Consider the following 22,229-nt stretch of genomic DNA (forward strand, 5'->3'; position numbering starts at 1 on the left):
TAAGCCGGTTTTTTTATTAAAAATCCGTTAGGGATAACGGTTGTTGAGATAAGGGACCACGAATATATTTATCTGTGTTTCTCCCTTTCGTCTTCTTCATCGAAAATTTGAATGACCGGTTCTTTAAAAGTCTTGTTTGTCGTATGCTTATCCAAGGTTAACAAAAGCGAGGGTAATATAATGAGGTTGGAAAGCATCGCTGCCAATAGGGTAATGGAAACGAGGATGCCTAAAGCAACGGTTCCGCCGAAGTCCGACAATGCAAAGATTCCGAAACCGAAGAAAAGGATAATGGCATTGTAAATCATGCTTTGCCCTGTCTCTTTCAACGCCAGAACGGCAGACGACCGAATACTCCAGTTTGTCCCTTGTAACTCTTGCCTGTATTTTGCTAAATAGTGAATGGTCCCGTCGACTGAAATGCCAAAAGCAATACTGAATACTAATATGGTCGATGCTTTGATCGGGATTCCACAGTATCCCATAATGGCGGCTGTAATAATTTGCGGGATGAGGTTTGGCAGGAGGGCAACGATAACCATGCGTTTACTCCGGAACATCCATGCCATGAAAATGGCGATAAGGATAATGGCTAATAGCAGGGACGTGAATAGATTGGTGACTAAATACTGGGTCCCTTTAAAAAAGATGATACTTGATCCGGTTACCTTTACAACATTTCGGTCTCCGGGGAAATATTTTCCGATGATCCCGTATAATTTATTCTCTTTTTCCTGCATTTTTTTAGTACCGATATCCTTTATACGGTAGCTCATCCGGACATTTCTTAGGGTGGAGTCAACAAATGAATTTGCTTTTCCCCCGATACTTCCTGCGGATTGGGAAGCGTATTTTAAAATAAAATTTTTCGTTTGATTGCTCGGCAATTTGTAATAGGCCGGTTTCCCGTTGTAAAAAGCCTGATTGGCAAATTTAATCACCTCAACGATGGAAATGGGTTTTGAAATGTCTTCGTCTTGGGAGAGTTCTTGGGCTAATAAATCTAATTTCTCCAAGTTGGATAACTTGATGACTTGATTCGGTTTTTTGAAATCAATCGTGATTTCCAAAGGCATTAAACCGTCGAAATTATCCTCGAAAAACATGAGATCCTGTCGGATCGGGTCGCTCTCTTTCAGATCGTCAACCATGTACCCTGTAGATTTCATCAAAGAGATACCGATAAACCCTAAAACGACTATAATGGAAGCAGTAATATAAACTTTATTCCGGTGATTAATAATAATTTCAATAACCTTATTTAAGGTGTCGTTTACAAATTTATTATGTAGATGCTTGATTTGCTTGCTGTCCGGAGACGGCAGAAAGCTAAATACGCAGGGAATCATGATTAGGCAAACCAAATAGACAAAGCTGATGCCGATGGAAGCGGTGATACCGAATTCAACGAGAATCTGACTGGAGGTAACGATAAATGTGGCAAAACCGGCAGCTGTAGTCAGGTTACTAAGGAAAGAGGCGTTTCCTATCTTTTGAATCATTCTCTGTAAAGCCTTGATCTTGTTCCCGTGGCGATCGTATTCGGCGTGAAATTTATTAATCATGAAGACCATGTTGGGAATACAGATCACGATTAATAATGGGGGTAACATAGCCGTTAAAAGCGTGATTTTAATTCCGAGCATAGCCATGACACCTACGGTCCAGCAAACGCATGTAAGAACGATTAATAAACAAAACCCGATGATTCGGAAAGAGCGGAAGAAGAGGTAAAGGATAAAAGTCGAGATCAGCAGGGAGAGAATAATGAACATATACATCTCTCCCTTGATATTTTCGGCATTTACGACCCGAATGTAGGGTAAGCCGGAATAATGCATTTTAAGCTCGTGTTTGGCAGAAAATGCTTCCGTGATTTTTAAGATATCCTTGACCAGTCCTACGCGTGCCGGAGAGTTCATGACATCAGCCGAAACGGAAACCATCATGCCGTAAATCGCTTTTTTCTTGTTAAAAAGTGTTCCGTCGTAAAAAGGGAGGTTCTCCACGATTTGAGACAAACTATCGGCTTCCCGCTGGTTTTTGATGTGATGTGGAAATATGGGTTTTATGTCGAATCTGCGATTGGCCGTATCTTTACAGAGATTGAAAGAGTGAGTGATGTCCACTAAGGCGATAACTCCGCGTAAAGTTTTTAAGCTATCGCACATTTGTATCCAATCGTTGAGTTTGTTCACTTCGTAAAAGGAGGTGTCCTGAATGGCAAAAACCATGACATTCCCCTCTTGACCGAATTTTTCATGGAAATCGATGTAATCGAGAAAAGCACTGTCTGTTGATGGGAGAAGATTGGCGTATTCATATGACATTTCTACCTTTCTGATTTGAGAGGCCAGAAAGAGGGTAATAATCGAAATGGCAATAATAAAACCTATCCGGTTTCTAAGAAGAATTCCGGCAATCTTAATCCACATATTTCACATGTTAATTTTATATATTGTCGCAAAAGTAGGATAAATGCATTTAATCTTTAAACAGTTTCGGATTTTTTTTATGTCGATTCACATCTCTTGCTGTTTTTTTTGCAAAATTATTACTTATGGCGGAATTTAAATCTACCCCCGTTTGATTGGCTAAACATACTAAAACCCAGAGAACGTCGGCCATTTCATCGGCTAAATTATCTTTTTCTCCTTCTTTGAAAGATTGGTCCCCGTATTTCCTGGCCATGACTCTTGCCAATTCTCCTACTTCTTCTGTCAGAATGGCCATATTGGTGAGTTCTCCGAAATATTTTACCCCGTAAGTTTTGATCCAGGCATCAACAGCCGTTTGTAATTCTGTCAAGTCCATACTATAATAATTAAAATTCGTCGTCGTCCTTTTGTTGCTCTTAAAAAGCCATGTTATTCATTCGTTGAAATCTCCTGTTGGAGTAATCAGCGTTTAAGGATCGGCTATTTTATAACTTGTTCTTACTGTCCATGAGGATGGTTACCGGTCCGTCGTTGAGGAGTTCTACTTCCATTTCTGCACCGAATTGTCCGGTTTTAATCTCATTTTTAATCTCTTTTTGCAATGTGGAGACAAATTGTTCGTAAAGGGGAATGGAAATGGAAGGTGGTGCCGCATCGATATAGGAAGGGCGATTTCCTTTTTTGGTACGGGCCATTAAGGTGAATTGACTCACGGCTAAAATCTCTCCTCCGGTTTCTAATATGGATTTATTCATTACTCCGTTTTCGTCGTCGAAGATGCGGAGATGGATGATTTTTGATACTAACCAATTGATATCCTCTTCCGAGTCGTCCGATTGTATCCCGACAAGTACCAACATGCCTTTATTTATGCTTGAAAAGAGGTGTCGGTTTATAGTGACGCTGGCGCGGGAAACTCGTTGAATGACTACTTTCATGATGAATAAGGTTTAAAATCACGCAAGGGATTTGTTATAAAAACTAAAAGTCGGAGTTTCCCCCAACTTTTAGCTTAAAGTTCATCGTGTATCGTTTTATTTTTTTGCATACAACTCTTTGATCGCTTCGGCCAATCTCTTCACTCCCTCGATATTTTGTTCCTCGCTCATGTAAGAGAAGTTGATACGCATGGTGTTTTTACCTTTTCCGTTACAGAAGAAAACGGTACCTAATACGAATGCCACGTTTTTTTCGATTGCAATTTTGAAAAGATCTTCTGCATCGTATTGCTCCGGTAAGGTTAAGAACAAGAAAAGACCTCCTTCCGGGTGAGTCCAGCTAACACCTTCCGGCATGTACTTTTCAAATGCTCCTATCATTGCATTCAATTTACCGCGATAGAGTTCGACAATCTTTTTCACGTTGGCGTCGAAATAGTTCTTTTGGAAGAATTTCACGGTAATCTTCTGTAAAAATGCAGAGGTGCAAAGGTCCGTGCTTTGTTTTGCCTTTACGAAGTTGTCGATGATCGTCGGGTGTGCCAATACCCATCCCATACGGAATCCCGGCATGAATATTTTAGAGAAAGTTCCCAGCGTGATGACATTGCCTTCGCCGTTATCTAATTCGTATAACATATGTTGTGGCTTGCCGGAAAAGCGTAATTCCCGGTAAGGACTGTCTTCAATAATTAAGATCTCGTATTTTTTAGCGATAGCCAAGATCTCTTTTCTTCTGGCATCCGGCATGGTCATTCCGGCAGGATTCTGGAAGTCGGGGATCAAATAGATAAATTTGGGTTTTTCGCCTTTGGCTTTCATGTCGGCCAATGTTTTCTCCAGTTCGATGGCGCTCATTCCCTGTTCGTCCTGAGGAATTCCGACAGCGACCCCGCCATAAGAGTTAAAAGCACCGAGAGCCCCTAAGTAGGAGGGTAATTCGCAAATATATTTGTCACCCCGATTAAGGAAAATTTTACCTACAGTATCCAGCCCTTGTTGAGAAGAGGTGATGATGGTGATGTTCTCTTTTGTAACATAACTTAATCCTTGCTCCCGGTAGCGTTGGGCCAGAATCTCCAATAATTCGGGAACTCCTTCGGTAGAACCGTATTGGCAAGCCGCTGCTCCGTCAGTGGCGATTACCTCTGCGCATATTTCTTGCAATTGTTCTAATGGGAAGGATTCTTTCGCGGGAAGACCTCCGGCAAATGAAATGATTTCCGGTTTCTGAGTCAATTTCAATAACTCTCTGATTGCAGAGCGCTTCATCCCTTTGGCGCTGTCTGATAAAATTTCTTTGTAGTCGCTAACCATGTTTATCTTAATTAAATGAATAGACGCTTAATGCTATTTGTGTTGCGAAGTTAATAATAACTTTTTGAAATAAAATTTTTCGTATCAATTTTTTATTAATGCTGGTATTCCCGCTTTCATTTTTTATGTTTAAAGACTTTTTTAGTAATAATTTTGTTTCCGTGATCATGATAGATGACGCGTACACCGTGTTTTTTAAGGATTTAAAAGCCTGTCGAAAGAAAATACAAGATGATTAAAAAGGGATCGTATTCCCTTGCCGATGTTACCAATGAAATAATAGTGAATTTTCTTTTCCGTTTGTTGCCGTTTAAATAATATTTGGAACTGCCATTTTTTTCAATTACTTTTGCAAACCGTAAAGGTCCCATAGTTCAACGGATAGAACGGAAGTTTCCTAAACTTTAAATCCAAGTTCGATTCTTGGTGGGATCACAACTTCTTATTGATGGTGAATTTTAAATTGTAGGTTGTAAATTAGCAGGATGGGGTATTTTTAATGATTCTCTGATTTAATGACGCCCTCCAATCTCTTAATCACCTAATCTTTTAATCCTTGTAATCTCTCAATTCTTTTAGTCGTCAATTGCCAATATATATGGTTTTTTTTATACTTTAGCCGAATTATAATGTGTAAAATTTGGGACTATGTATACGATAGACGAACTTCGTGAAATTGTAAAGAAAGAAATGGCGAAACAGGAGTATATAGAAAAGCCTTACTCGCTGTTCGAACCGATTAAATATATTTTGGAAGACGGAGGAAAACGGTTGAGACCGATTTTAACCTTGTTGGCCTATAACTTATACCGGGAAGATATAGAAAGGGTTTTGAAATCTGCCATCGGCATAGAAATCTTTCATAACTATACGTTGTTGCACGATGATGTGATGGATGATGCGGAGTTGAGACGGGGGAGGCAAACCGTACATAAAAAATGGAATAACAATGTGGCTATTTTGAGCGGTGATGCTGCTGCTATCACGGCTTATAAATATATTGAGCATTGTGAAGACCGCTACCTGAGGCGGGCTATCGACGGTTTTAATCAGGTGGCGATGGATGTTTGCAAGGGACAACAGTATGACATGGAGTTTGAGACCAGAAATGATGTAACGGAGGAAGAGTACCTTCATATGATTTATTTGAAAACTTCTGTTCTTATTGCGGGAAGTTTGCGACATGGAGCCTTGATAGCAGGAGCTCCGGAACATGAGTATAAAGCTTTGTATGATTTCGGCGGATTCTTGGGATTGGCTTTTCAACTTCAAGACGATTACCTGGATGTTTACGGGGATGTTTCGGAATTCGGGAAGAACATAGGAGGGGATATTGTTTCCAATAAAAAGACTTATATGTTGATCCGGGCTTTCGAGTTGGCTGATGAGGCGACTAAAAAAGAGTTGACGAGCTGGATTGAGATGAAGGATTTCTGTCCGGAAGAAAAGATTAAAGCCATAACGGAAATATACAACCGATTAGGAATCAAACAGGTCACATTGGATGCCATTAACAAATATTTGAAGAAAAGTCGGGAGATACTGTCTCAAATAGAAGTTCCGGAAGAGCGCAAACAGGTGCTTTATGAGGAAATAGATGCGTTGTGTGACCGTAAGAAGTAATACGATGGAAAAAACTAAACAGCGATTATTGGATGAACGTTACCTGAGGATGGCCCGCATTTGGGCGGAAAATTCTTATTGTGTACGTCGTCAGGTCGGAGCATTGATCGTGAGAGGGAATGCTATTATTTCTGATGGATATAACGGGACTCCGTCCGGGTTTGAAAACATCTGTGAAGATGATAGGAATAAGACGAAGCCTTATGTTTTGCATGCAGAGGCGAATGCTATTACAAAAGTTGCAAAGTCGAATAACAGTAGCTTGGGGGCCACGTTATACGTGACCGCATCTCCTTGCATCGAGTGTGCTAAATTGATCATACAGGCAGGAATTAAGCGTGTGGTGTATTCTGAAGATTACCGTTCGGCGGATGGAGTGGAATTGCTGCGGAAAGCCGATATCGAGGTGGAATTGATAGAGATAGAGTAAATAAAACAGATGAAAATGAACAGAGAAAATTTAAGGGCCGTTTTAACACCGATCGTGCTGGCGTTGGCGGTTGTATTTGGGATGATGATTAATCATTTTATACCGACAAAAAGGAACAATGCGGCCGCTTCTAAAATATTTCTGCCGGTTAATGGTAGTAAATTGGACGTTATTATCAACATGATCCAGCATTCGTATGTGGATACGGTTAACTCGAATGAATTGGTGGAAAAAACCATTTCGATATTGTTGAAAGATTTGGATCCCCATACGGTCTATATCCCGGCTGAGGATATGCAAAGAGCCAATGAAAGTATCGTGGGAAATTTCGGAGGTATCGGAGTACAGTTTTATAATTATTTAGATACGGCATTAGTGGTTAAGGTCGTTCCGGGGGGTCCTTCGGAGAAGGCCGGAGTACAGGACGGGGATCGCATCATTCGGGTAAATGATTCGCTCATTGCCGGGAAAAATATGGATTCGAAACAGATCATGAGTATGTTGAGGGGGGAGATGGGAACGGATGTGAAATTGACTATTCTTCGTAAAGGAGAGCCTCAATTGTTGATCAAAAACGTTACGCGGGGAAGTATTCCAATAAAAAGTATAGATATCGCTTATATGCTGAATGACACAACGGGATATGTAAAGATAAGAACATTCGGGATGCATACTTACGGGGAGTTTATGCGGGCATTGGCAGAACTGACTCAAAAAGGAATGAAGAAGGTGGTAGTGGATTTGAGGGATAATGAAGGAGGGGTTCTTCCGATAGCCATCCAGATGATTAATGAATTTTTGGAGGAGGGTCAATTGATTTTATATACCCAGGGGCAAGCTTCTCCTCGTAGCGATTTTAATGCGAATGGAAAGGGAAATTACAAGGATTTGAAATTGGATGTGTTGATTAACGAATTCAGCGCATCGGCGAGTGAGATTTTTGCGGGGGCGATCCAGGATAATGACCGGGGAACAATCATCGGTCGCCGGTCTTTTGGAAAAGGATTGGTGCAGGAACAACGGATGTTGCCGGATGGTTCGGCCCTTCGTTTGACGGTGGCCCGTTACTACATTCCTTCCGGCAGGTCGATACAAAAGCCCTATAATGAGGGGAAAGAAAAATATTATAATGATATATACAACCGATTGAAGCACGGTGAATTTTCTCAGAAAGACAGTATTGTATTCGATGAGAAATTGAAATTCCAGACGGTTGGCGGGCGTACGGTTTACGGGGGAGGAGGCGTAATGCCGGATATTTTCGTACCCGCGGATACGACGGGAGCTTCGAGATATTTAGTCGCGTTGTCTGAATCTCAATTGTTGTATGATTATACGTTTGATTTTATGGAACATCACCGGGCCGAAATGAAAGATCTCAAGGATTATAAATCGATCCAGAAGTATTTGAAGCGCTTCGATTTGGTAGGCGATATGGCTGATTACGCGGCAAAGCGAGGATTGAAAAAGGATAAAAGGGGAATAAAAGATTCGTATGAAATACTTCGGGTGCGTTTGGAAGCGTTTATAGCCCGCCACCTGATCGACGATGAGGGTTTTTATCCTATTCTGGGTGAAAAAGATATAACGATACAGAAGGCAATAGAGGAATAATATGTTTTTAATGAAATTAGGATACGGGAGGCTGTTATGCCTCCTATTTCTATTTTTGACCGGTACGGGGCATATCCGTTCGCAAGAATATACTCCTTCCGGGGCAGGGATAAAAGTGAAACACGCATTTTATTCCTTGGGTTTCGATACGATTCACAGGCAGGCCAACTGGGTGTATTACGAACTAAAAAGCAGAGGGAATAGAGCCGTTGGCCGCGAGAATGATTTTCGGGTAGACCCCCAATTGAACTTGTTTTCGGCAACTCCCGATGACTACAAACGCAGCGGTTACGACCGGGGGCATTTATGTCCGGCAGCCGATATGGCTTTTGATAAAAAAGCGATGAGTGAAACGTTTTATATGTCGAATATGTCTCCGCAAGTTCCTGCTTTTAACCGCGGAATCTGGAAACGATTGGAAGATTTGCTGCGAAAACGGGGAAGGAAAGAGTTACTTTACGTGGTTACCGGTCCTGTTTTTAAAGAAAACAAAGGTCATATAGGCAAAAATAAGGTTACGGTTCCGGGGTATTACTATAAATTGTTTTATGCTCCCGCCTCACAACAGATGATCGCCTATCTGCTTCCCAACGCGGGGAGTGATCAGCCTTTAAAAGATTTTGCCGTATCGGTGGACCGGATAGAAGCCTTAACGGGGATTGATTTTTTTCCGCAACTACCGGATGAGATAGAAAAGCTGCTGGAGGCTGATACCGCTGCACATCCCGAACTGGTGTCCGGTTTGAAAAGGGGGGGTAAACCGGGAAAACGGGAACAGGCTGTCTTGGTGGTTGTGACCGTTGTTCTTTTTGTCGCCTTGCAGTTTTTTATCCGAAAAAAGGGCCGGAAAAGAAAAGGCAGAGGAAAGAAGAAAAAGAGGTAGTTCTCGAGTTTTTTCGTTTGCGATGGTACAAAGGGTATGGAAAAGACTAATTCACTCCCGTTTCATTTACGGGGGTGTCGATGTTTTTCGTGGGAGTATATTTCCCGTACAGAGGAGGGTTTAAAATGAGGCCGGCGGTAGATGGACGCCTTTTCTGTCGTTCGGTTATCGATCTTTTGTCGTGTCCGTCTGCTTCTTTTTTAGCAATTGGTTGATAACCTTTACCATTTCATCGAATTCTTTTTTGTCATAAAGGCGGGTCATAAAAACGATCTTTCCGTTATCGTCGATAATGACATTCCGGGTAACGCCTGCTCCTTGGGCGGCAAAAGCATAAAACGCTTTACCTTCCGGATCGAGTAAAAGAGGATAGGTGATTTTTGTTTCTTTGGCGAATTTTTCAACAGTCTCTTTGGACTCTTTCAAGTCGATTCCGAAAAGGATGAACTTAGAGTTACCCTTCAGCTTTAGCCATATATCTTTTTCTATAAAAGGCATTTCCTTGCGACATACTCCGCACCAGCTGGCGGTGAACTGTAACATAACGATCTTCCCCCGTAAATCTTTCAATTGTTTTTTGGTCCCGTCGGGGAAAAGAAGTTCTATATCGGGAGCTTCGTCCCCTACTTTAACAATATAACCTCTATCCTCTGACTGCGCTTGAGTAAAAGAGCAAGCGAGTATAACAAGTAATAACCCTATACACTTTTTCATTTTATCTTTTTATCTGTTTCTGACTAATATTTTTTCAGACGTTTGACGCTCCCGCTCCAGGAGCAGCCTAAGCAATAAACAATTTCCGTGTTGAAACCTTCCAATGAATCTCCTTCATTCACGGGTACAACTTCGTATGTTGCGGTAACCTGAACAAGACATTGATTGCCGTCGCTGTCTTTCACGTAAAAACGCCGGATTCCGCACTGCGGGCAAAGTAAAAATCTCATCTATCTTCGTTTTTGTTTTCAAAGATAAGAAACTTTCAGTTGAAAACAGAAGCCTATTCGGGGTAAAATCATACTTTTGCAACAGTAATGGGATTAATTATGGAATTGAAAGATTACAAAATACATTTTGCTCCGGTACAGGGCCATACCGATTGGATTTACCGCAATTTGCACGAAAAACATTTTGGAGGCATAGATGCTTATTATACGCCTTTTATCCGTGTTGAAAAGGGAAATGGGTTCCGGACGAAAGATTTGAGAGATATTACGCCGGAAATAAATCGAGTCGGGGAATTGATACCTCAGGTACTCGGGGGAGATCCCGACGAGTTGCGGGTAATGCTTGCCATGCTGGCGGATAAGGGATACGGTCGGGTCGATTTGAACTTGGGATGTCCTTTTTCAATGATCGCACGAAAAGGGAGGGGTGCGGGAATTTTATCCTATCCGGAGAAGGTTGCGGCTCTTATGGACGTAATCGGCGCTTTTCCCGTTTTGCACTGCTCCGTGAAAATGCGATTGGGATGGGAGAGTCCGGAAGAGGGAATGAAACTCTTACCCGTGTTAAACGAGGCCCCGTTGAAGGCTGTTATTTTACATGCGAGGGTGGGAGTTCAGGAGTATGGAGGAGAGGTGAACAGGGAGGCCTTTCGGGCTTTTTACGAAGGCTCTCGTCATCCGCTTTATTATAATGGCGATATTCGTACCCTTGAAGATATACGGGAAGTCGTAACATGCTTTCCTCTATTGGAGGGAGTAATGATAGGGAGAGGACTATTGGCGAATCCGGCTTTGGCGATGGAATATCGGGAAAACCGGGAACTGTGCCGGGAAAATCGTTTGAGAAAGTTCAGGGAATTTCATGATGAGTTGTTTGAACAAAACGGGGAGCGTTTACAGGGAGATCATCAGCTGTTGATGAAGATGAAAACTTTTTGGGAATACTTTTTACCCGAAACCGATCGGAAGGTTTTGAAAAAGATCAAAAAAGCCAATAAGGTGACTCAATATAACGATGCCGTGGCAGAGGCTTTTAAAGAGTAGATATGGGACAGATCCGAAAAGCTATATATATTCTGGTGGGTTGTATTTCCATTGTCTTAGGGGTTATCGGCATTTTTGTCCCGGGGTTGCCCACGACTCCGTTCCTATTATTAAGTTCCTGGCTTTTTTATAAAAGTTCCAAACGAATGCACGATGCGTTGCATCGTTCCCGATGGCTCGGCCCCTACCTGAGGCGTTTTCAAGAGCGTCGAGGCGTCAGTTGGAAAACGAAATGGTTTTCTATTGCTTGCATGTGGACGATGATCTCCATTTCGGCTTTTGGCTTTATAGAGCATATGCACCTTCGCTTGTTATTACTGGGATTAGGGGTGATCGGAACTTGTAGCGTTTTATTCATCGTCCCGAATGAGAAAAAATAGCACTTTGGGACGGGGTAAAAGTGCTATCGCCATAGAGTAAAAAATTCTGTGATTAGAAAATTTATAATTGAATCCGTTTCCTAATCACAGAATACCAAAATGAAATGAATTTATCTTGTTGCGGATAATGGCATTTAAATATTTTACCCCAAGACGACGTTGATAATCTTTTTGGGTACGATAATTAATTTTTTTATCTCTTTTCCGTCTGCCCATTTGGCAAATTCCGGAGTGGCTTTTACGGCAGCCTCTATCTCCGGATGGCTGGCAGATAAGGGCATGGATAATTTGAATCTTACTTTTCCGTTAAAAGATACGGGATATTCGAATTCGTTTTCCACTAAATACTTCTCTTCCCATTGCGGGAATCTTTCCTCGGTTACGCTGTCCGTATGCCCCAGTAAGTGCCATAACTCTTCAGCTATATGCGGGGCGTAGGGAGCGATAGTAATAACCAGGGGTTCCAGAATCTCTCTTTTATTGCATTTTAGGGCTGTCAACTCGTTCACGCATATCATAAAAGCCGGGATAGAAGTATTGAATGAAAAATTCTCTACGTCGAACTCGATTTTTTTTATGGTTTTGTGTAGGATCTTTAATTCTTCGGGAGAAGGTTTGTCCTCACTGACCTGAAATGCCTCTCCGTTTTGGAACAGACGCCAGAATTTACGCAAGAATTTGTATACCCCGTCGATTCCTTGGGTATCCCAAGGTTTACTGGCTTCAAGCGGTCCGAGGAACATTTCGTACAAACGCAATGTATCCGCACCGTATTCTTCGATTATCGTGTCAGGATTTACCACGTTGAACATGGATTTCGACATCTTTTCGATGGCCCAGCCGCAGACATATTTCCCGTTCTCGAGAATAAATTCGGCACTGGCATACTCCGGCATCCATCGTTTGAAAGCTTCGATATCCAAAATGTCGTTTTTCACGATATTGACATCCACGTGGATTTCAGTCGTTTCATACCGGTCTTTCAGTCCGACAGAGACGAACGTGTTTGTTCCCTGAATGCGATACACGAAATTGGATCGTCCTTGTATCATTCCCTGATTGATCAGTTTCTTAAAGGGTTCCGGCTCGCATACCACTCCCAAATCGTATAGGAACATATTCCAGAAACGGGAATAGATGAGGTGTCCGGTAGCATGTTCGGAACCTCCCAAGTACAGGTCTACGTTACGCCAATACTTGTCCGCCTCTTCGCTTACTAAAGCCTGATCGTTGCGGGGATCCATATAGCGAAGGTAATAAGCCGATGATCCAGCGAATCCGGGCATCGTGTTCAGTTCCAACGGATATCCCTCCTCGGTTTTCCAATTCCGAGCTCGTCCGAGAGGAGGCTCTCCCGTTTCCGTCGGGAGGTATTTGTCTATTTCCGGTAATTCCAAGGGCAGTTTAGATTCGTCCAACATATAAGGCATACCTTCTTTGTAATATACCGGGAACGGTTCTCCCCAATAACGTTGGCGACTGAAAATGGCATCTCTCAAACGGTAGTTTATTTTGCTTTTGCCGATACCCCGTTTTTCAATCTCTTCGGCAATGTAACGGATGGCGTCTTTAACTTCCATCCCGTTGATAATACCGCTATTGATCATTTTTCCGGCTTTGGCATCGTATGAACCTTCGCTCATGTCGTGGCCTTCTCCGTCGTCGACTACTGGAATAACAGGCAGATTGAAATGTTTTGCAAAGGCATAGTCCCGGCTATCGTGGCCCGGAACAGCCATAATCGCTCCAGTTCCATAGCCGGATAAAACGTATTCGCTGATCCAAACAGGAATGGCATTGTTCGTGAACGGATTGATGGCGTAGGAGCCCGTGAATACTCCCGTTACTTTTTTGATTTCCGTCTGGCGTTCCCGTTCCGTCCTTTTGGCAACATAATCCAGATACTCTTTAACGGCCTGAGCCTGTTCGGGAGTCGTCAGTTGTTGGACGTAATCCGATTCCGGAGCCAGCACCATAAAGCTGACGCCGAATATCGTATCGGGACGGGTGGTGAAAATCTCTAATTTTATATCGGAATCTTTCACGTCGAACCGCACGTCCGCACCCTGTGAACGTCCGATCCAGTTACGTTGTATGTCTTTTAAAGAATCGGACCATGCGATCGTGTCCAATCCGTCCAATAATCTTTGTGCGTAAGCGGATACCCTTAAGGACCATTGTCTCATTTTTTTCTGTACGACAGGGTAACCTCCCCGGAGGGATAGACCTTCTTTAACCTCGTCGTTTGCCAAAACCGTTCCGAGTTGAGGACACCAGTTGACCATCGTATCCGCGAGATAGGCAAGGCGGTAATTCAACAAAATCTCCTGTTGTTCTCTTTCCGGTTTCCTTTTCCACTCTTCTGCCGAAAAGTGTAAATCCTCGCTGCATGCCACGTTCAGTCCTTCCGTCCCGGAGGTCTCGAATGCTTTCACCAATTCACCGATCGGCATGGCTTTTTGTTCGTCATAGCAATAAAAGCTATTGAACATCTGAATGAAGGTCCATTGAGTCCATTTATAATATCCTGGATCACAGGTACGTATTTCCCGGTCCCAATCATAAGAAAAACCGATTTTATCCATTTGTTCCCGGTAACGGTTGATGTTTTTTTCCGTTGTGATTGCCGGGTGCTGTCCTGTTTGGATAGCGTATTGTTCCGCCGGAAGTCCGTAAGCATCATATCCCATAGGATGCAGGACATTGAATCCTTTCAAGTGTTTGTAACGGGAAAAGATATCGGATGCAATATAACCAAGAGGATGTCCCACATGCAAACCTGCCCCGGAAGGGTAAGGAAACATATCCAACACGTAGTATTTGGGCTTGGAGTGATCCACTTCGACCCGATATGTCTTATGCTCTCGCCAATAGTTTTGCCACTTTTTTTCTACCTCTTTAAAATTATATTCCATATCTGTATGAATGATTTAAGATTTACGATTTTTGATTAGTAGGCAAAGATATAAAACTTACAAGAATAAATTTTCAATTTTCAACTTTCAATTTTTAATTATTTCGTAGTTTTGTCCAAATACAAATTTATTTCAAATGACGTCGGGTGTGGTATTGACAATTCTCTTGTCCTATTTCGTTTTGTTGATCATTGTCGGTTTTTTTACGACTCGTAAACTGAATAGCGAATCTTTTTTTACGGCAAACCGGAATTCTCCCTGGTACTTGGTCGCTTTCGGTATGATCGGAACCTCTTTATCCGGTGTCACGTTTATTTCCATTCCGGGAGAGGTGGGTAGTAGCGATTGGACTTATTTGACCTTAGTGATGGGTAATTGTGTGGGGTATATCATTATCGGCATCGTGCTTTTACCTCTGTTTTATCGGTTAAACCTGATCTCTATTTATTCTTGGTTAGGAGATCGTTTCGGGGAGAAAGCCCGGTTGACGGGATCTTTTTTCTTTATCGTGTCCCAGCTTTTGGGGTCTTCCTTTCGTTTGTTCCTTGTGGTTGGGGTATTGCAGTTGGCACTTTTTAACGCGATGGGAATTCCCTTTTGGGTGACGGTATTCATTACGGTCGGATTGGTGTGGATATACACGGTGCGTGGGGGGATAAAGACGATTGTCTGGACGGATACGTTACAGACTGTTTTTATGCTGGTGTCCGTGGTGTTGACCATTTGTGTCATAAACCGGGCGTTGGACTTTAGCTTTTTGACTGCTATTGAAAAAGTGAAGGAGAGTTCTTTTTCCCGGGTTTTCGACTGGGATTGGAGGTCGGGCCATAATGTCTGGAAACAGTTCTTGGCAGGAGTCGCTATTACCGTATCAATTAACGGGTTGGATCAGAATATGATGCAAAAGAGTTTGACGTGCAAAACATTAAGGGACTGTAAGATAAATATGTTTTCTTTTTCCTTTTTGTTTTTGGTCACGAATCTTCTTTTTCTCTTTTTGGGAGCTTTGCTTTACTTGTACGCGGGAGCTAACGGAATCGACCTTCCCGAAAAATCGGATGATCTTTTCCCGTTTTTGTCCTTGAATTATTTCGGGGCTGTTGCCTCTTTGTTTTTTTTGCTGGGAATCACGGCTGCTGCCTACTCCTCTGTCGATTCTTCATTAACGGCGCTGACCACTTCTTTTTGTATCGATTTTTTAAAACTGACACCTCGGGATGTAACTCAACGGCGTAAACGGATGATGGTACACGTGTTTTTTTCCTTGCTGATGTGTTTGGTCGTGATCCTTTTCAGGGAGTTGAATAACAGCAGCGTGGTTTCGGCGGTATTGAAAGCCGTGGGATATACTTACGGTCCTATACTGGGACTTTTTACATTCGGATTAACAACGAAATATGCTGTAAAAGAGACCTATTTGCCCTGGGTATGCCTGCTCTCTCCGCTGCTCTCTTTTGGAATCAATTGTTATTCGGAACAGCTTCTTTTCGGGTATCGTTTCGGGTTTGAAATACTTTTGCTTAACGGTTTGTTGTGCTTTGGCGGGTTGTGGCTGATTCGAAAGAGAAGATCCGGAGTCTATAGTTCGATGCCTGTAAATATTCGTAAGGCGTAACCGATTCCAAAGCTGACGGCAGCTATTCCAAGACTGATGATTGCCATTTCTGCAAATCGATGTCCAAATCTTTCGGAGCGAACAATAGAGTAATAATAATTGAAAATGGCAATGATTGATAGGGCGCTGAGCAAACAGATGCCTAATGCCCAGTAGACATTCTGCATAAGTACGAAAGGAAGGATCAACGCAATGACTGTAATGAGGTAAGCGATGCCGGTATAAACGGAAGCTTTAACTGCGTTTTTCCCGTCGTTGTCGGCCCGGGTAGAGAGATACTCCGAGGCAGCCATGGAGAGAGCCGCGGCAATACCCGTGATCCCTCCGGTGAGGGCGACTAATTTGGGATGTTGTAAGGCAAAGGTGTAACCGGCTAATGCTCCCGTGAATTCCACCAGGGCGTCATTTAAACCTAAAACAACGGCACTCATGTAATTTAATCCCTCTTCATCGATTAAGGAAATCAGTTTGTTTTCATGTTCTTCTTCCTCTTTTGCCATAACTTGTAATTCTTCGGTCTCTTCCCATTGGCGATAAGTAAGTCGGGTGCGGATTTCTCCTTTTTCCATTAACTTGATACCGAAAATTAAACCAAACAGGCGAGCAATGGTAACGTACCAGAAAATTCGCCAACGATTGGGTCCGGGAGTTTTTCCGGTGAACTTTTGGAGGGTGTGGTAATGCCTTAACTCCTCTCGAGAAAGGCCTTCCAGTACATGCCGGTTATGTTCTTTCTTCTGTATTTTTGCTAAACGCCGGTAGATGATATTTTCAGTCGCTTCATTGACCTGAAAGGCGATTAATTGTTTTATTTCTTTCGTAGTCATGCCGGATAACTTTATATGTTCAATTGGGAAAGCAGGATGTTTAGTTTAAAAATGAAGGTAATGATCCGGTTCTTTTTTGAATCGCAATGGTCTTGTGCGGCACAAGAATTTTTTGATTCTGTGATTAAGATCAATCGCTTAATCACAGAATCCGAGGCTTAATCGTCGATCTAAAATAAATTTACAATTTGTAGCTTGTTTAGCTGTATGGTGGAACTTCGATGAGTAGGATTTTGGTATATTCGTTTGCTTTGATTTCAAAACTTTCTGTATCGTATATACCTAATCCGTCCCGTTTTTCCAGCTCTTTTCCGGCGACCGTGGCTTTCCCTTCGATGAGGAAGGCGTAAACGCCTAAACTGTTGGGCGATTTTAATTTATAGCCCTGTAATGTGTTTTTTTCCAACTCTCCGATAGAGAACCAGGCTTGTTGGTATATCCATAATCCTTTGCCGTCTCCGGGATAAGGAGAAACGATTTCCGTAATCTCGTTTTTCTTGAGTAAATCGGCAATAACGGCATTTTCATATCTTGGAGATACATTCATACGATCGGGTATAACCCATATTTGTAAAAATTCAGCAGGGGTATTATTGTTTTTATTGTATTCGCTATGGCGGATACCGGTTCCGGCACTCATCGCTTGTATCTCCCCTTCCTTTATAACGGAGGCGTGTCCTAAACTGTCTTTGTGTTCCAAGGCTCCTTTCAAAGGAATGGAGACAACTTCCATATTCTGGTGTGGATGTAGACCGAAACCGGTCCCTCCCGCGATTTTATCGTCATTCAATACCCGCAGAGCTCCGAAATTAATTCTTTCCGGATCGTAGTAATCTGCAAAACTGAATGTATGATGAGTTTTCAACCAACCATGGTCGAAAAAACCTCTTGTTGCTGCTTTGTGTAATATTGTTTTCATAATTTATAATTATTATTGTTTATACGGAAAAAGAAGAATATTAGTTTTATGAACCTTTGTTTCGTGAAAATATATATTTAATTTTGGTCGGAATATACCGATTCTTGTTTCTAAACTCTGTATCATGAACTGGATGAAACGATTGGGATTTTGTTTTTTGATATTGCTGTTGATGATTACGGGAATTATTCTTGCGTGTAATTGGATCATCGAAAAGTCGGCGGAAGGTCGGGTATACGGGAATGTCATAGAGATTCCGGCGAATCGAGTGGGGCTGTTATTGGGGACTTCCCCGAAACTTAAGGGAGGAAAGGCAAACCGGTATTTTGATTATCGTATCGAAGCGGCCGTTTTTTTGTATCGTAGCGGGAAGATCGAACGTATTTTGGTGAGCGGAGACAATAGGCAACGGAATTACAATGAACCGGTAGAGATGCGGAAAGCCTTGTTGGCAAAAGGAGTTCCGGACAGTGTCATCGTGATGGATTTTGCGGGGATACGTACGTTGGACTCCGTCGTAAGGGCTAAAAAAGTATTCGGACAAGATCGTTTTACAATTATTTCCCAACGTTTTCATAACGAGCGGGCTCTGTATATAGCCAAATATAACGGTATAGAGGCTGTCGGGTTTAACGCTACGGACGTGGATGCCTATAGCGGATTAAAAACCAATACGCGTGAACTTTTAGCCCGGGTAAAAGTGTTTGTCGACCTTTTGTTCGGTAAAGGACCCCGCCATTTGGGAGAACCTATAACGATTTCCTGATACTTCAAAATTAATATAATCATATTAGATTATATATTGATCCACGATATATTAATATTTTAATTAATATAATATCATTGCATATATTGTAATAATATTATACTATATTTGCATTGTGGGTATTGTTAAATAATATAAAAGCCGTTTTTATAGGAAAGGAGAAAAATGCAAACGGTAGGATTTCATTATTAACTTATAAAATTAACAAGTTATGAAAATATTAAAAGAGTGATTCTTATTTGCTTCTATAGTATCTTATTTTGTATTTTATCTTGTTCGGACAATATTAATGAAATAAAGCCACAAGATAATAAGGCTCAAAACGAAGTACAATTAAAAAACGGAATGTTGATTATTTCTAACTATAAAGTTTTAGAGGCAATTATAAATGGAAAGCAATCAATTAACTACGATCCATTTATTATGACGTTTAGATCTCAGCGTGATGTCATGGATGAAATTATTGAAGCGGAAAGTGGTCAAATTGATTATTTAAGAACTCTTAATGAGGTAGATTTGGAAAAAGCTATTAAGCATAGTAAGCTTTATTATAAGTATTTAAAAGAAGATTTTATCAAAGAAGTATTTTATAATGACGGCTCAACCTCTTATGATCTTAATTTAGCTACTCCTTACTACGCTAAAGTTTTGAATGAAAAAGGGTATTTTGCTGTTGGAGATACGATCTATCAAGTAACTCCTAAATATTTGAAAATATGGATTGGTGGTGACATAAATAGATATACCGAGTTGAATAATTATACGAGTTCAGACGAATCTCGCAGAATTTTTGTTACAGATTATAGTCAAAAAGATACGTCTATTGAAGAGCCATTAACTCGTACTACTTATCCGATAACTTTTTATAATATAACTAAAGGTGTTTATGGGATTAGTCCTTATAATGAGAGGGTTGTTGTGATCTTTTATGATAAAACAAATCTTTTAATAGCTCAACATGGATATACAAGAGAAACATATTGTCGTGCAATAGGGCAAGAACCAATACCAGGAACAAATTCATATAGTTTTAAGGTAATAAATTATAGTTATAATTTTATGTTTGGTACTCAAACAGCAGGAGTTAATGATTCTTTTCAACAAAGGGGAGATGCATTGGGCTATGATGATTATTATACGGTTTATTTACCCTATAAAATGGTTGTTGCCGGTAAAACAATATTGGAATCAACAGATGAATTTCCTTATTTATCTTGGTTTGAGTGTATTATATATAGAATAACACGAGTAGACGAATCTTCTACTTTTCAACTTCGAGTTGCATTTAGAGGAGAACGACAAACACCAACAAGTGGACCGTTTTTTTACACGTTTGTTAACGGAAGTTCGGTTCCTCCTGTGGATGGTGGGATATTGGAAGAGCTTATTCCATGATATTTTAATATGATGAAAATCTATTCTTTTTTCATATTTATCGGTATTTTGTTGTTCGCTCAAATTTCTTGTAATAAAGATATTGATGCGGGTGTGGTGCCTAAAGGAGTATGGCAACAGAAATTTATGGATCCCCAGTTTCCAATTTGTTTTAAAGAAGGGGTCTCTTTTACAGTTAAGGATACGCTTTATGTTGGATTCGGAATGGCTAATTGGGATAAAACGACAAGTCCTTATTTTTTGCGCTATACTCTTAACGGCGAGGAAGAGGAATGGAGATTAGTCGCTGTTTTTCCTGGAAAGCCGCGGAAAGGAGCAGTTGCTTTTGTCCTTGGATCAAAAGCTTATGTAGGGTTGGGCTATGCGGAAAATGAAAAAAAGGAAGAGGTTTATTATGATGATTTTTGGGTATTCGACATAAAGACAGAACGTTGGGAACCGGAGCCTTTGGTGTTTAAATTTCCTGGGATCGCTCGTAGAGGTGCTGTGGCATTTACTTTAGACGGAAAGGGATATGTAGGTACCGGAGATAACGGGAAAAATATTTTTTTTGATGTGTATACGTTTGAATCAGGCGTGGGGTGGAAACCATTTGAGTCTTTAAAAACTCCTATGACTGGAGCTGTAGCTTTTGTTGCGGATGGGAATGCCTATATTTGTACAGGAGGAAGGGCTGGAGAATGGGCTCCTTGGCTGTTTCGAGGTATATATAAATTTTCTTCTGGTGCGAAAAAGTGGTCCTTTATGAGTCCTTTAGAGGGGGAAGCGGCGGAAGTTTCCCGGAAATATGCTTCGGCTTTTGTATTAAACGTGAAAGGTAAAGATTATGCCTACCTCGTGTCGGGTGTCGATGTGTTTGGAAAAGAACTTTTTTCTTGTTGGGGATATGATCCAAGAAAGGATACTTGGCAAAAGATAACGGATTTGCCAGAATCTATTGCAAATGGAATTGGAGTTTCTCTTGGAGGGAGAGGATATATATTAGGAGAAGTAATCTATATTTTTAATCCACAATAGGAAATAAGGCATTGTAAAATAACGAGACAGCCCGGTAGAAACCGGGCTGTCTCTATTTTTGTTACGGACAGCTTACATGATAAAACTGTCGCTGATGGATTTATGTTCGTAAATGTTACGGATCGTGTCGGCAAACATCGGGGCAATCGGTAAAACCTTGATTTTGGAGCAGGGTTGTTTCTGCGGAATGGAATCCGTGAAGATGATCTCCGTCAATTTGGATTTTTCAATATTTTCGTATGCTTTACCGGAAAGTACGGCGTGGGTTGCGACAGCGCGTACGCTGGCAGCACCTTTGTCAACCAACATGTCGGCGGCCTTGCAAATAGTACCTGCCGTATCGATCATGTCGTCGACCACGATAATATTTTTACCTTCCACGTCTCCTATCACCTTCATATCGGCCACTTCGTTGGCTCTGATCCGGGTTTTGTGGCAGATGATCAGCCCCGAATCAAAATGTTTTGCCCAGGAGTTGGCTCTTTTGGCTCCCCCGATATCAGGAGAAGCAATGGATAGATCTTTCAGTCCCAATGATTTGATATATGGAACCAAAACAGTGGAACCGTAGAGGTGATCTACCGGAATGTCGAAAAAACCTTGAATCTGATCCGCGTGGAGATCCATCGTGATGATTCGATCTACACCGGCTGCCTGAAGCATGTTGGCAACCAATTTAGCTCCGATCGCCACGCGCGGTTTGTCTTTCCGGTCTTGGCGGGCAAAACCGAAGTAAGGAATTACCGCGATAACCTTATAAGCTGATGCTCTCTTGGCCGCATCGATCATTAAAAGTAACTCCATGAGATTATCACTTGGCGGGAAGGTAGATTGAACAAGATAGACATGCTCTCCTCTCACCGTTTCATCGAAAGAAGTGACGAATTCTCCGTCACTGAATTTCGTAAAACTCTTTTTACCAAGTTCAAGCCCTAAAGAATGAGCGATGCTATCGGCGAGATAGGTACTCTGTTCTCCGGCGAAAACTTTGATTTCGGGAAAATTTGGCATAGATTTTAATTCTTAGTTGAAACACTTGGCAAAAGTAGGAAATTAATCGAAAACTAAGTATTGATTTTGGAAATTATTCATTCCTTTCTTTTCATTTGTTTTTGTTATATTTACCACCGTAAAGTGATAAATCAATCAATTATTAATATAATA

General features: G+C 41.5%; 20 protein-coding genes and 1 tRNA gene. 11 read left to right on the forward strand and 10 right to left on the reverse strand.

Annotated elements, in window-relative coordinates:
* Positions 1-68 precede the first annotated feature (68 nt).
* The 4 genes from DMB45_RS03770 to DMB45_RS03785 form a co-directional block, all read right to left on the reverse strand.
* On the reverse strand, positions 69-2,435 hold the full coding sequence (locus tag DMB45_RS03770) for an efflux RND transporter permease subunit (protein ID WP_041503236.1): 2,367 nt from the start codon (positions 2,433-2,435) through the stop codon (positions 69-71).
* A 49-nt stretch (positions 2,436-2,484) separates the two neighbouring features.
* Positions 2,485-2,814: a nucleotide pyrophosphohydrolase gene (locus tag DMB45_RS03775; RefSeq protein WP_041503237.1), complete on the reverse strand. Its 330-nt coding sequence runs from the start codon at positions 2,812-2,814 to the stop codon at positions 2,485-2,487.
* Positions 2,815-2,923: 109 nt separating this feature from the next.
* Positions 2,924-3,376 (reverse strand): D-aminoacyl-tRNA deacylase, encoded by a 453-nt coding sequence (gene dtd, locus DMB45_RS03780; protein WP_041503238.1) that lies wholly within the window; start codon positions 3,374-3,376, stop codon positions 2,924-2,926.
* Positions 3,377-3,472: 96 nt separating this feature from the next.
* Positions 3,473-4,693: an aminotransferase-like domain-containing protein gene (locus tag DMB45_RS03785; protein WP_041503239.1), complete on the reverse strand. Its 1,221-nt coding sequence runs from the start codon at positions 4,691-4,693 to the stop codon at positions 3,473-3,475.
* A gap of 363 nt (positions 4,694-5,056) precedes the next feature.
* Here DMB45_RS03785 and DMB45_RS03790 point away from each other — a divergent pair.
* The 5 genes from DMB45_RS03790 to DMB45_RS03810 all read left to right on the forward strand — a co-directional run bounded on the left by DMB45_RS03790 (position 5,057) and on the right by DMB45_RS03810 (position 9,243).
* Positions 5,057-5,128: transfer RNA gene (locus DMB45_RS03790), tRNA-Arg, on the forward strand.
* A 213-nt stretch (positions 5,129-5,341) separates the two neighbouring features.
* A complete protein-coding gene (locus DMB45_RS03795) occupies positions 5,342-6,316 on the forward strand; it encodes a polyprenyl synthetase family protein (RefSeq protein ID WP_041503240.1) in 975 nt (324 codons plus the stop codon).
* A 4-nt stretch (positions 6,317-6,320) separates the two neighbouring features.
* On the forward strand, positions 6,321-6,746 hold the full coding sequence (locus DMB45_RS03800) for a deoxycytidylate deaminase (protein WP_041503241.1): 426 nt from the start codon (positions 6,321-6,323) through the stop codon (positions 6,744-6,746).
* Positions 6,747-6,761: 15 nt separating this feature from the next.
* Positions 6,762-8,360 (forward strand): S41 family peptidase, encoded by a 1,599-nt coding sequence (locus tag DMB45_RS03805; protein WP_041503242.1) that lies wholly within the window; start codon positions 6,762-6,764, stop codon positions 8,358-8,360.
* A gap of 10 nt (positions 8,361-8,370) precedes the next feature.
* Entirely contained in the window at positions 8,371-9,243 is an 873-nt protein-coding gene (locus DMB45_RS03810) for a DNA/RNA non-specific endonuclease (protein WP_160289141.1), read from the forward strand.
* Between the two features lie 165 nt (positions 9,244-9,408).
* On the opposite strand, the gene DMB45_RS03815 is transcribed toward DMB45_RS03810, so the two are convergent.
* Together DMB45_RS03815 and DMB45_RS03820 are read right to left on the reverse strand one after the other, a co-directional pair.
* Positions 9,409-9,957, reverse strand: a complete 549-nt coding sequence (locus DMB45_RS03815; RefSeq protein WP_041503243.1) for a TlpA family protein disulfide reductase — start codon at positions 9,955-9,957, stop codon at positions 9,409-9,411.
* Positions 9,958-9,980: 23 nt separating this feature from the next.
* Positions 9,981-10,187, reverse strand: coding sequence for a hypothetical protein (locus DMB45_RS03820; protein ID WP_041503244.1), 207 nt, complete (start codon positions 10,185-10,187; stop codon positions 9,981-9,983).
* Between the two features lie 99 nt (positions 10,188-10,286).
* Here DMB45_RS03820 and DMB45_RS03825 point away from each other — a divergent pair, with 99 nt between their 5' ends.
* Positions 10,287-11,231: a tRNA-dihydrouridine synthase family protein gene (locus DMB45_RS03825; protein WP_237143275.1), complete on the forward strand. Its 945-nt coding sequence runs from the start codon at positions 10,287-10,289 to the stop codon at positions 11,229-11,231.
* A 2-nt stretch (positions 11,232-11,233) separates the two neighbouring features.
* Positions 11,234-11,611, forward strand: coding sequence for a YbaN family protein (locus tag DMB45_RS03830; protein ID WP_070807480.1), 378 nt, complete (start codon positions 11,234-11,236; stop codon positions 11,609-11,611).
* A gap of 143 nt (positions 11,612-11,754) precedes the next feature.
* Here the strand turns inward: DMB45_RS03830 and leuS are convergent, their stop codons facing one another.
* Positions 11,755-14,526: a leucine--tRNA ligase gene (gene leuS / locus DMB45_RS03835; protein ID WP_041503245.1), complete on the reverse strand. Its 2,772-nt coding sequence runs from the start codon at positions 14,524-14,526 to the stop codon at positions 11,755-11,757.
* A 148-nt stretch (positions 14,527-14,674) separates the two neighbouring features.
* Here leuS and DMB45_RS03840 point away from each other — a divergent pair, with 148 nt between their 5' ends.
* Positions 14,675-16,141: a sodium:solute symporter gene (locus DMB45_RS03840; RefSeq protein WP_237143276.1), complete on the forward strand. Its 1,467-nt coding sequence runs from the start codon at positions 14,675-14,677 to the stop codon at positions 16,139-16,141.
* Here DMB45_RS03840 and DMB45_RS03845 read toward each other — a convergent pair.
* Entirely contained in the window at positions 16,105-16,968 is an 864-nt protein-coding gene (locus DMB45_RS03845; protein WP_041503247.1) for a VIT1/CCC1 transporter family protein, read from the reverse strand. The genes DMB45_RS03840 and DMB45_RS03845 overlap by 37 nt on opposite strands.
* A gap of 199 nt (positions 16,969-17,167) precedes the next feature.
* Entirely contained in the window at positions 17,168-17,887 is a 720-nt protein-coding gene (locus DMB45_RS03850) for a pirin family protein (RefSeq protein ID WP_041503248.1), read from the reverse strand.
* 124 nt (positions 17,888-18,011) lie between these two features.
* Here DMB45_RS03850 and DMB45_RS03855 point away from each other — a divergent pair, with 124 nt between their 5' ends.
* From DMB45_RS03855 to DMB45_RS03865, 3 genes are all read left to right on the forward strand, one after another.
* On the forward strand, positions 18,012-18,653 hold the full coding sequence (locus tag DMB45_RS03855) for a SanA/YdcF family protein (protein WP_394341850.1): 642 nt from the start codon (positions 18,012-18,014) through the stop codon (positions 18,651-18,653).
* 228 nt (positions 18,654-18,881) lie between these two features.
* Positions 18,882-20,048 (forward strand): hypothetical protein, encoded by a 1,167-nt coding sequence (locus DMB45_RS03860; protein WP_041503249.1) that lies wholly within the window; start codon positions 18,882-18,884, stop codon positions 20,046-20,048.
* Between the two features lie 9 nt (positions 20,049-20,057).
* Entirely contained in the window at positions 20,058-21,065 is a 1,008-nt protein-coding gene (locus DMB45_RS03865) for a Kelch repeat-containing protein (RefSeq protein ID WP_110688466.1), read from the forward strand.
* Positions 21,066-21,137: 72 nt separating this feature from the next.
* Here the strand turns inward: DMB45_RS03865 and DMB45_RS03870 are convergent, their stop codons facing one another.
* Entirely contained in the window at positions 21,138-22,076 is a 939-nt protein-coding gene (locus DMB45_RS03870; protein WP_041503250.1) for a ribose-phosphate pyrophosphokinase, read from the reverse strand.
* Between the last annotated feature and the right edge of the window lie 153 nt (positions 22,077-22,229).

It is taken from the genome of Sanguibacteroides justesenii (assembly GCF_003204205.1).
Classification (GTDB): Bacteria; Bacteroidota; Bacteroidia; order Bacteroidales; family Marinifilaceae; genus Gabonibacter; species Gabonibacter massiliensis.

Coding starts and splice junctions, on each gene's coding strand:
- DMB45_RS03815 (WP_041503243.1), bottom strand. CDS start 9,957: ATGAAAAAGTGTATAGGGTTATTACTTGTTATACTCGCTTGCTCTTTT.
- DMB45_RS03870 (WP_041503250.1), bottom strand. CDS start 22,076: ATGCCAAATTTTCCCGAAATCAAAGTTTTCGCCGGAGAACAGAGTACC.
- DMB45_RS03855 (WP_394341850.1), top strand. CDS start 18,012: ATGAACTGGATGAAACGATTGGGATTTTGTTTTTTGATATTGCTGTTG.
- leuS (WP_041503245.1), bottom strand. CDS start 14,526: ATGGAATATAATTTTAAAGAGGTAGAAAAAAAGTGGCAAAACTATTGG.
- DMB45_RS03845 (WP_041503247.1), bottom strand. CDS start 16,968: ATGACTACGAAAGAAATAAAACAATTAATCGCCTTTCAGGTCAATGAA.
- DMB45_RS03865 (WP_110688466.1), top strand. CDS start 20,058: ATGATGAAAATCTATTCTTTTTTCATATTTATCGGTATTTTGTTGTTC.
- DMB45_RS03775 (WP_041503237.1), bottom strand. CDS start 2,814: ATGGACTTGACAGAATTACAAACGGCTGTTGATGCCTGGATCAAAACT.
- DMB45_RS03830 (WP_070807480.1), top strand. CDS start 11,234: ATGGGACAGATCCGAAAAGCTATATATATTCTGGTGGGTTGTATTTCC.
- DMB45_RS03805 (WP_041503242.1), top strand. CDS start 6,762: ATGAACAGAGAAAATTTAAGGGCCGTTTTAACACCGATCGTGCTGGCG.
- dtd (WP_041503238.1), bottom strand. CDS start 3,376: ATGAAAGTAGTCATTCAACGAGTTTCCCGCGCCAGCGTCACTATAAAC.
- DMB45_RS03825 (WP_237143275.1), top strand. CDS start 10,287: ATGGAATTGAAAGATTACAAAATACATTTTGCTCCGGTACAGGGCCAT.
- DMB45_RS03820 (WP_041503244.1), bottom strand. CDS start 10,187: ATGAGATTTTTACTTTGCCCGCAGTGCGGAATCCGGCGTTTTTACGTG.
- DMB45_RS03785 (WP_041503239.1), bottom strand. CDS start 4,693: ATGGTTAGCGACTACAAAGAAATTTTATCAGACAGCGCCAAAGGGATG.
- DMB45_RS03810 (WP_160289141.1), top strand. CDS start 8,371: ATGAAATTAGGATACGGGAGGCTGTTATGCCTCCTATTTCTATTTTTG.
- DMB45_RS03800 (WP_041503241.1), top strand. CDS start 6,321: ATGGAAAAAACTAAACAGCGATTATTGGATGAACGTTACCTGAGGATG.
- DMB45_RS03795 (WP_041503240.1), top strand. CDS start 5,342: ATGTATACGATAGACGAACTTCGTGAAATTGTAAAGAAAGAAATGGCG.
- DMB45_RS03850 (WP_041503248.1), bottom strand. CDS start 17,887: ATGAAAACAATATTACACAAAGCAGCAACAAGAGGTTTTTTCGACCAT.
- DMB45_RS03770 (WP_041503236.1), bottom strand. CDS start 2,435: ATGTGGATTAAGATTGCCGGAATTCTTCTTAGAAACCGGATAGGTTTT.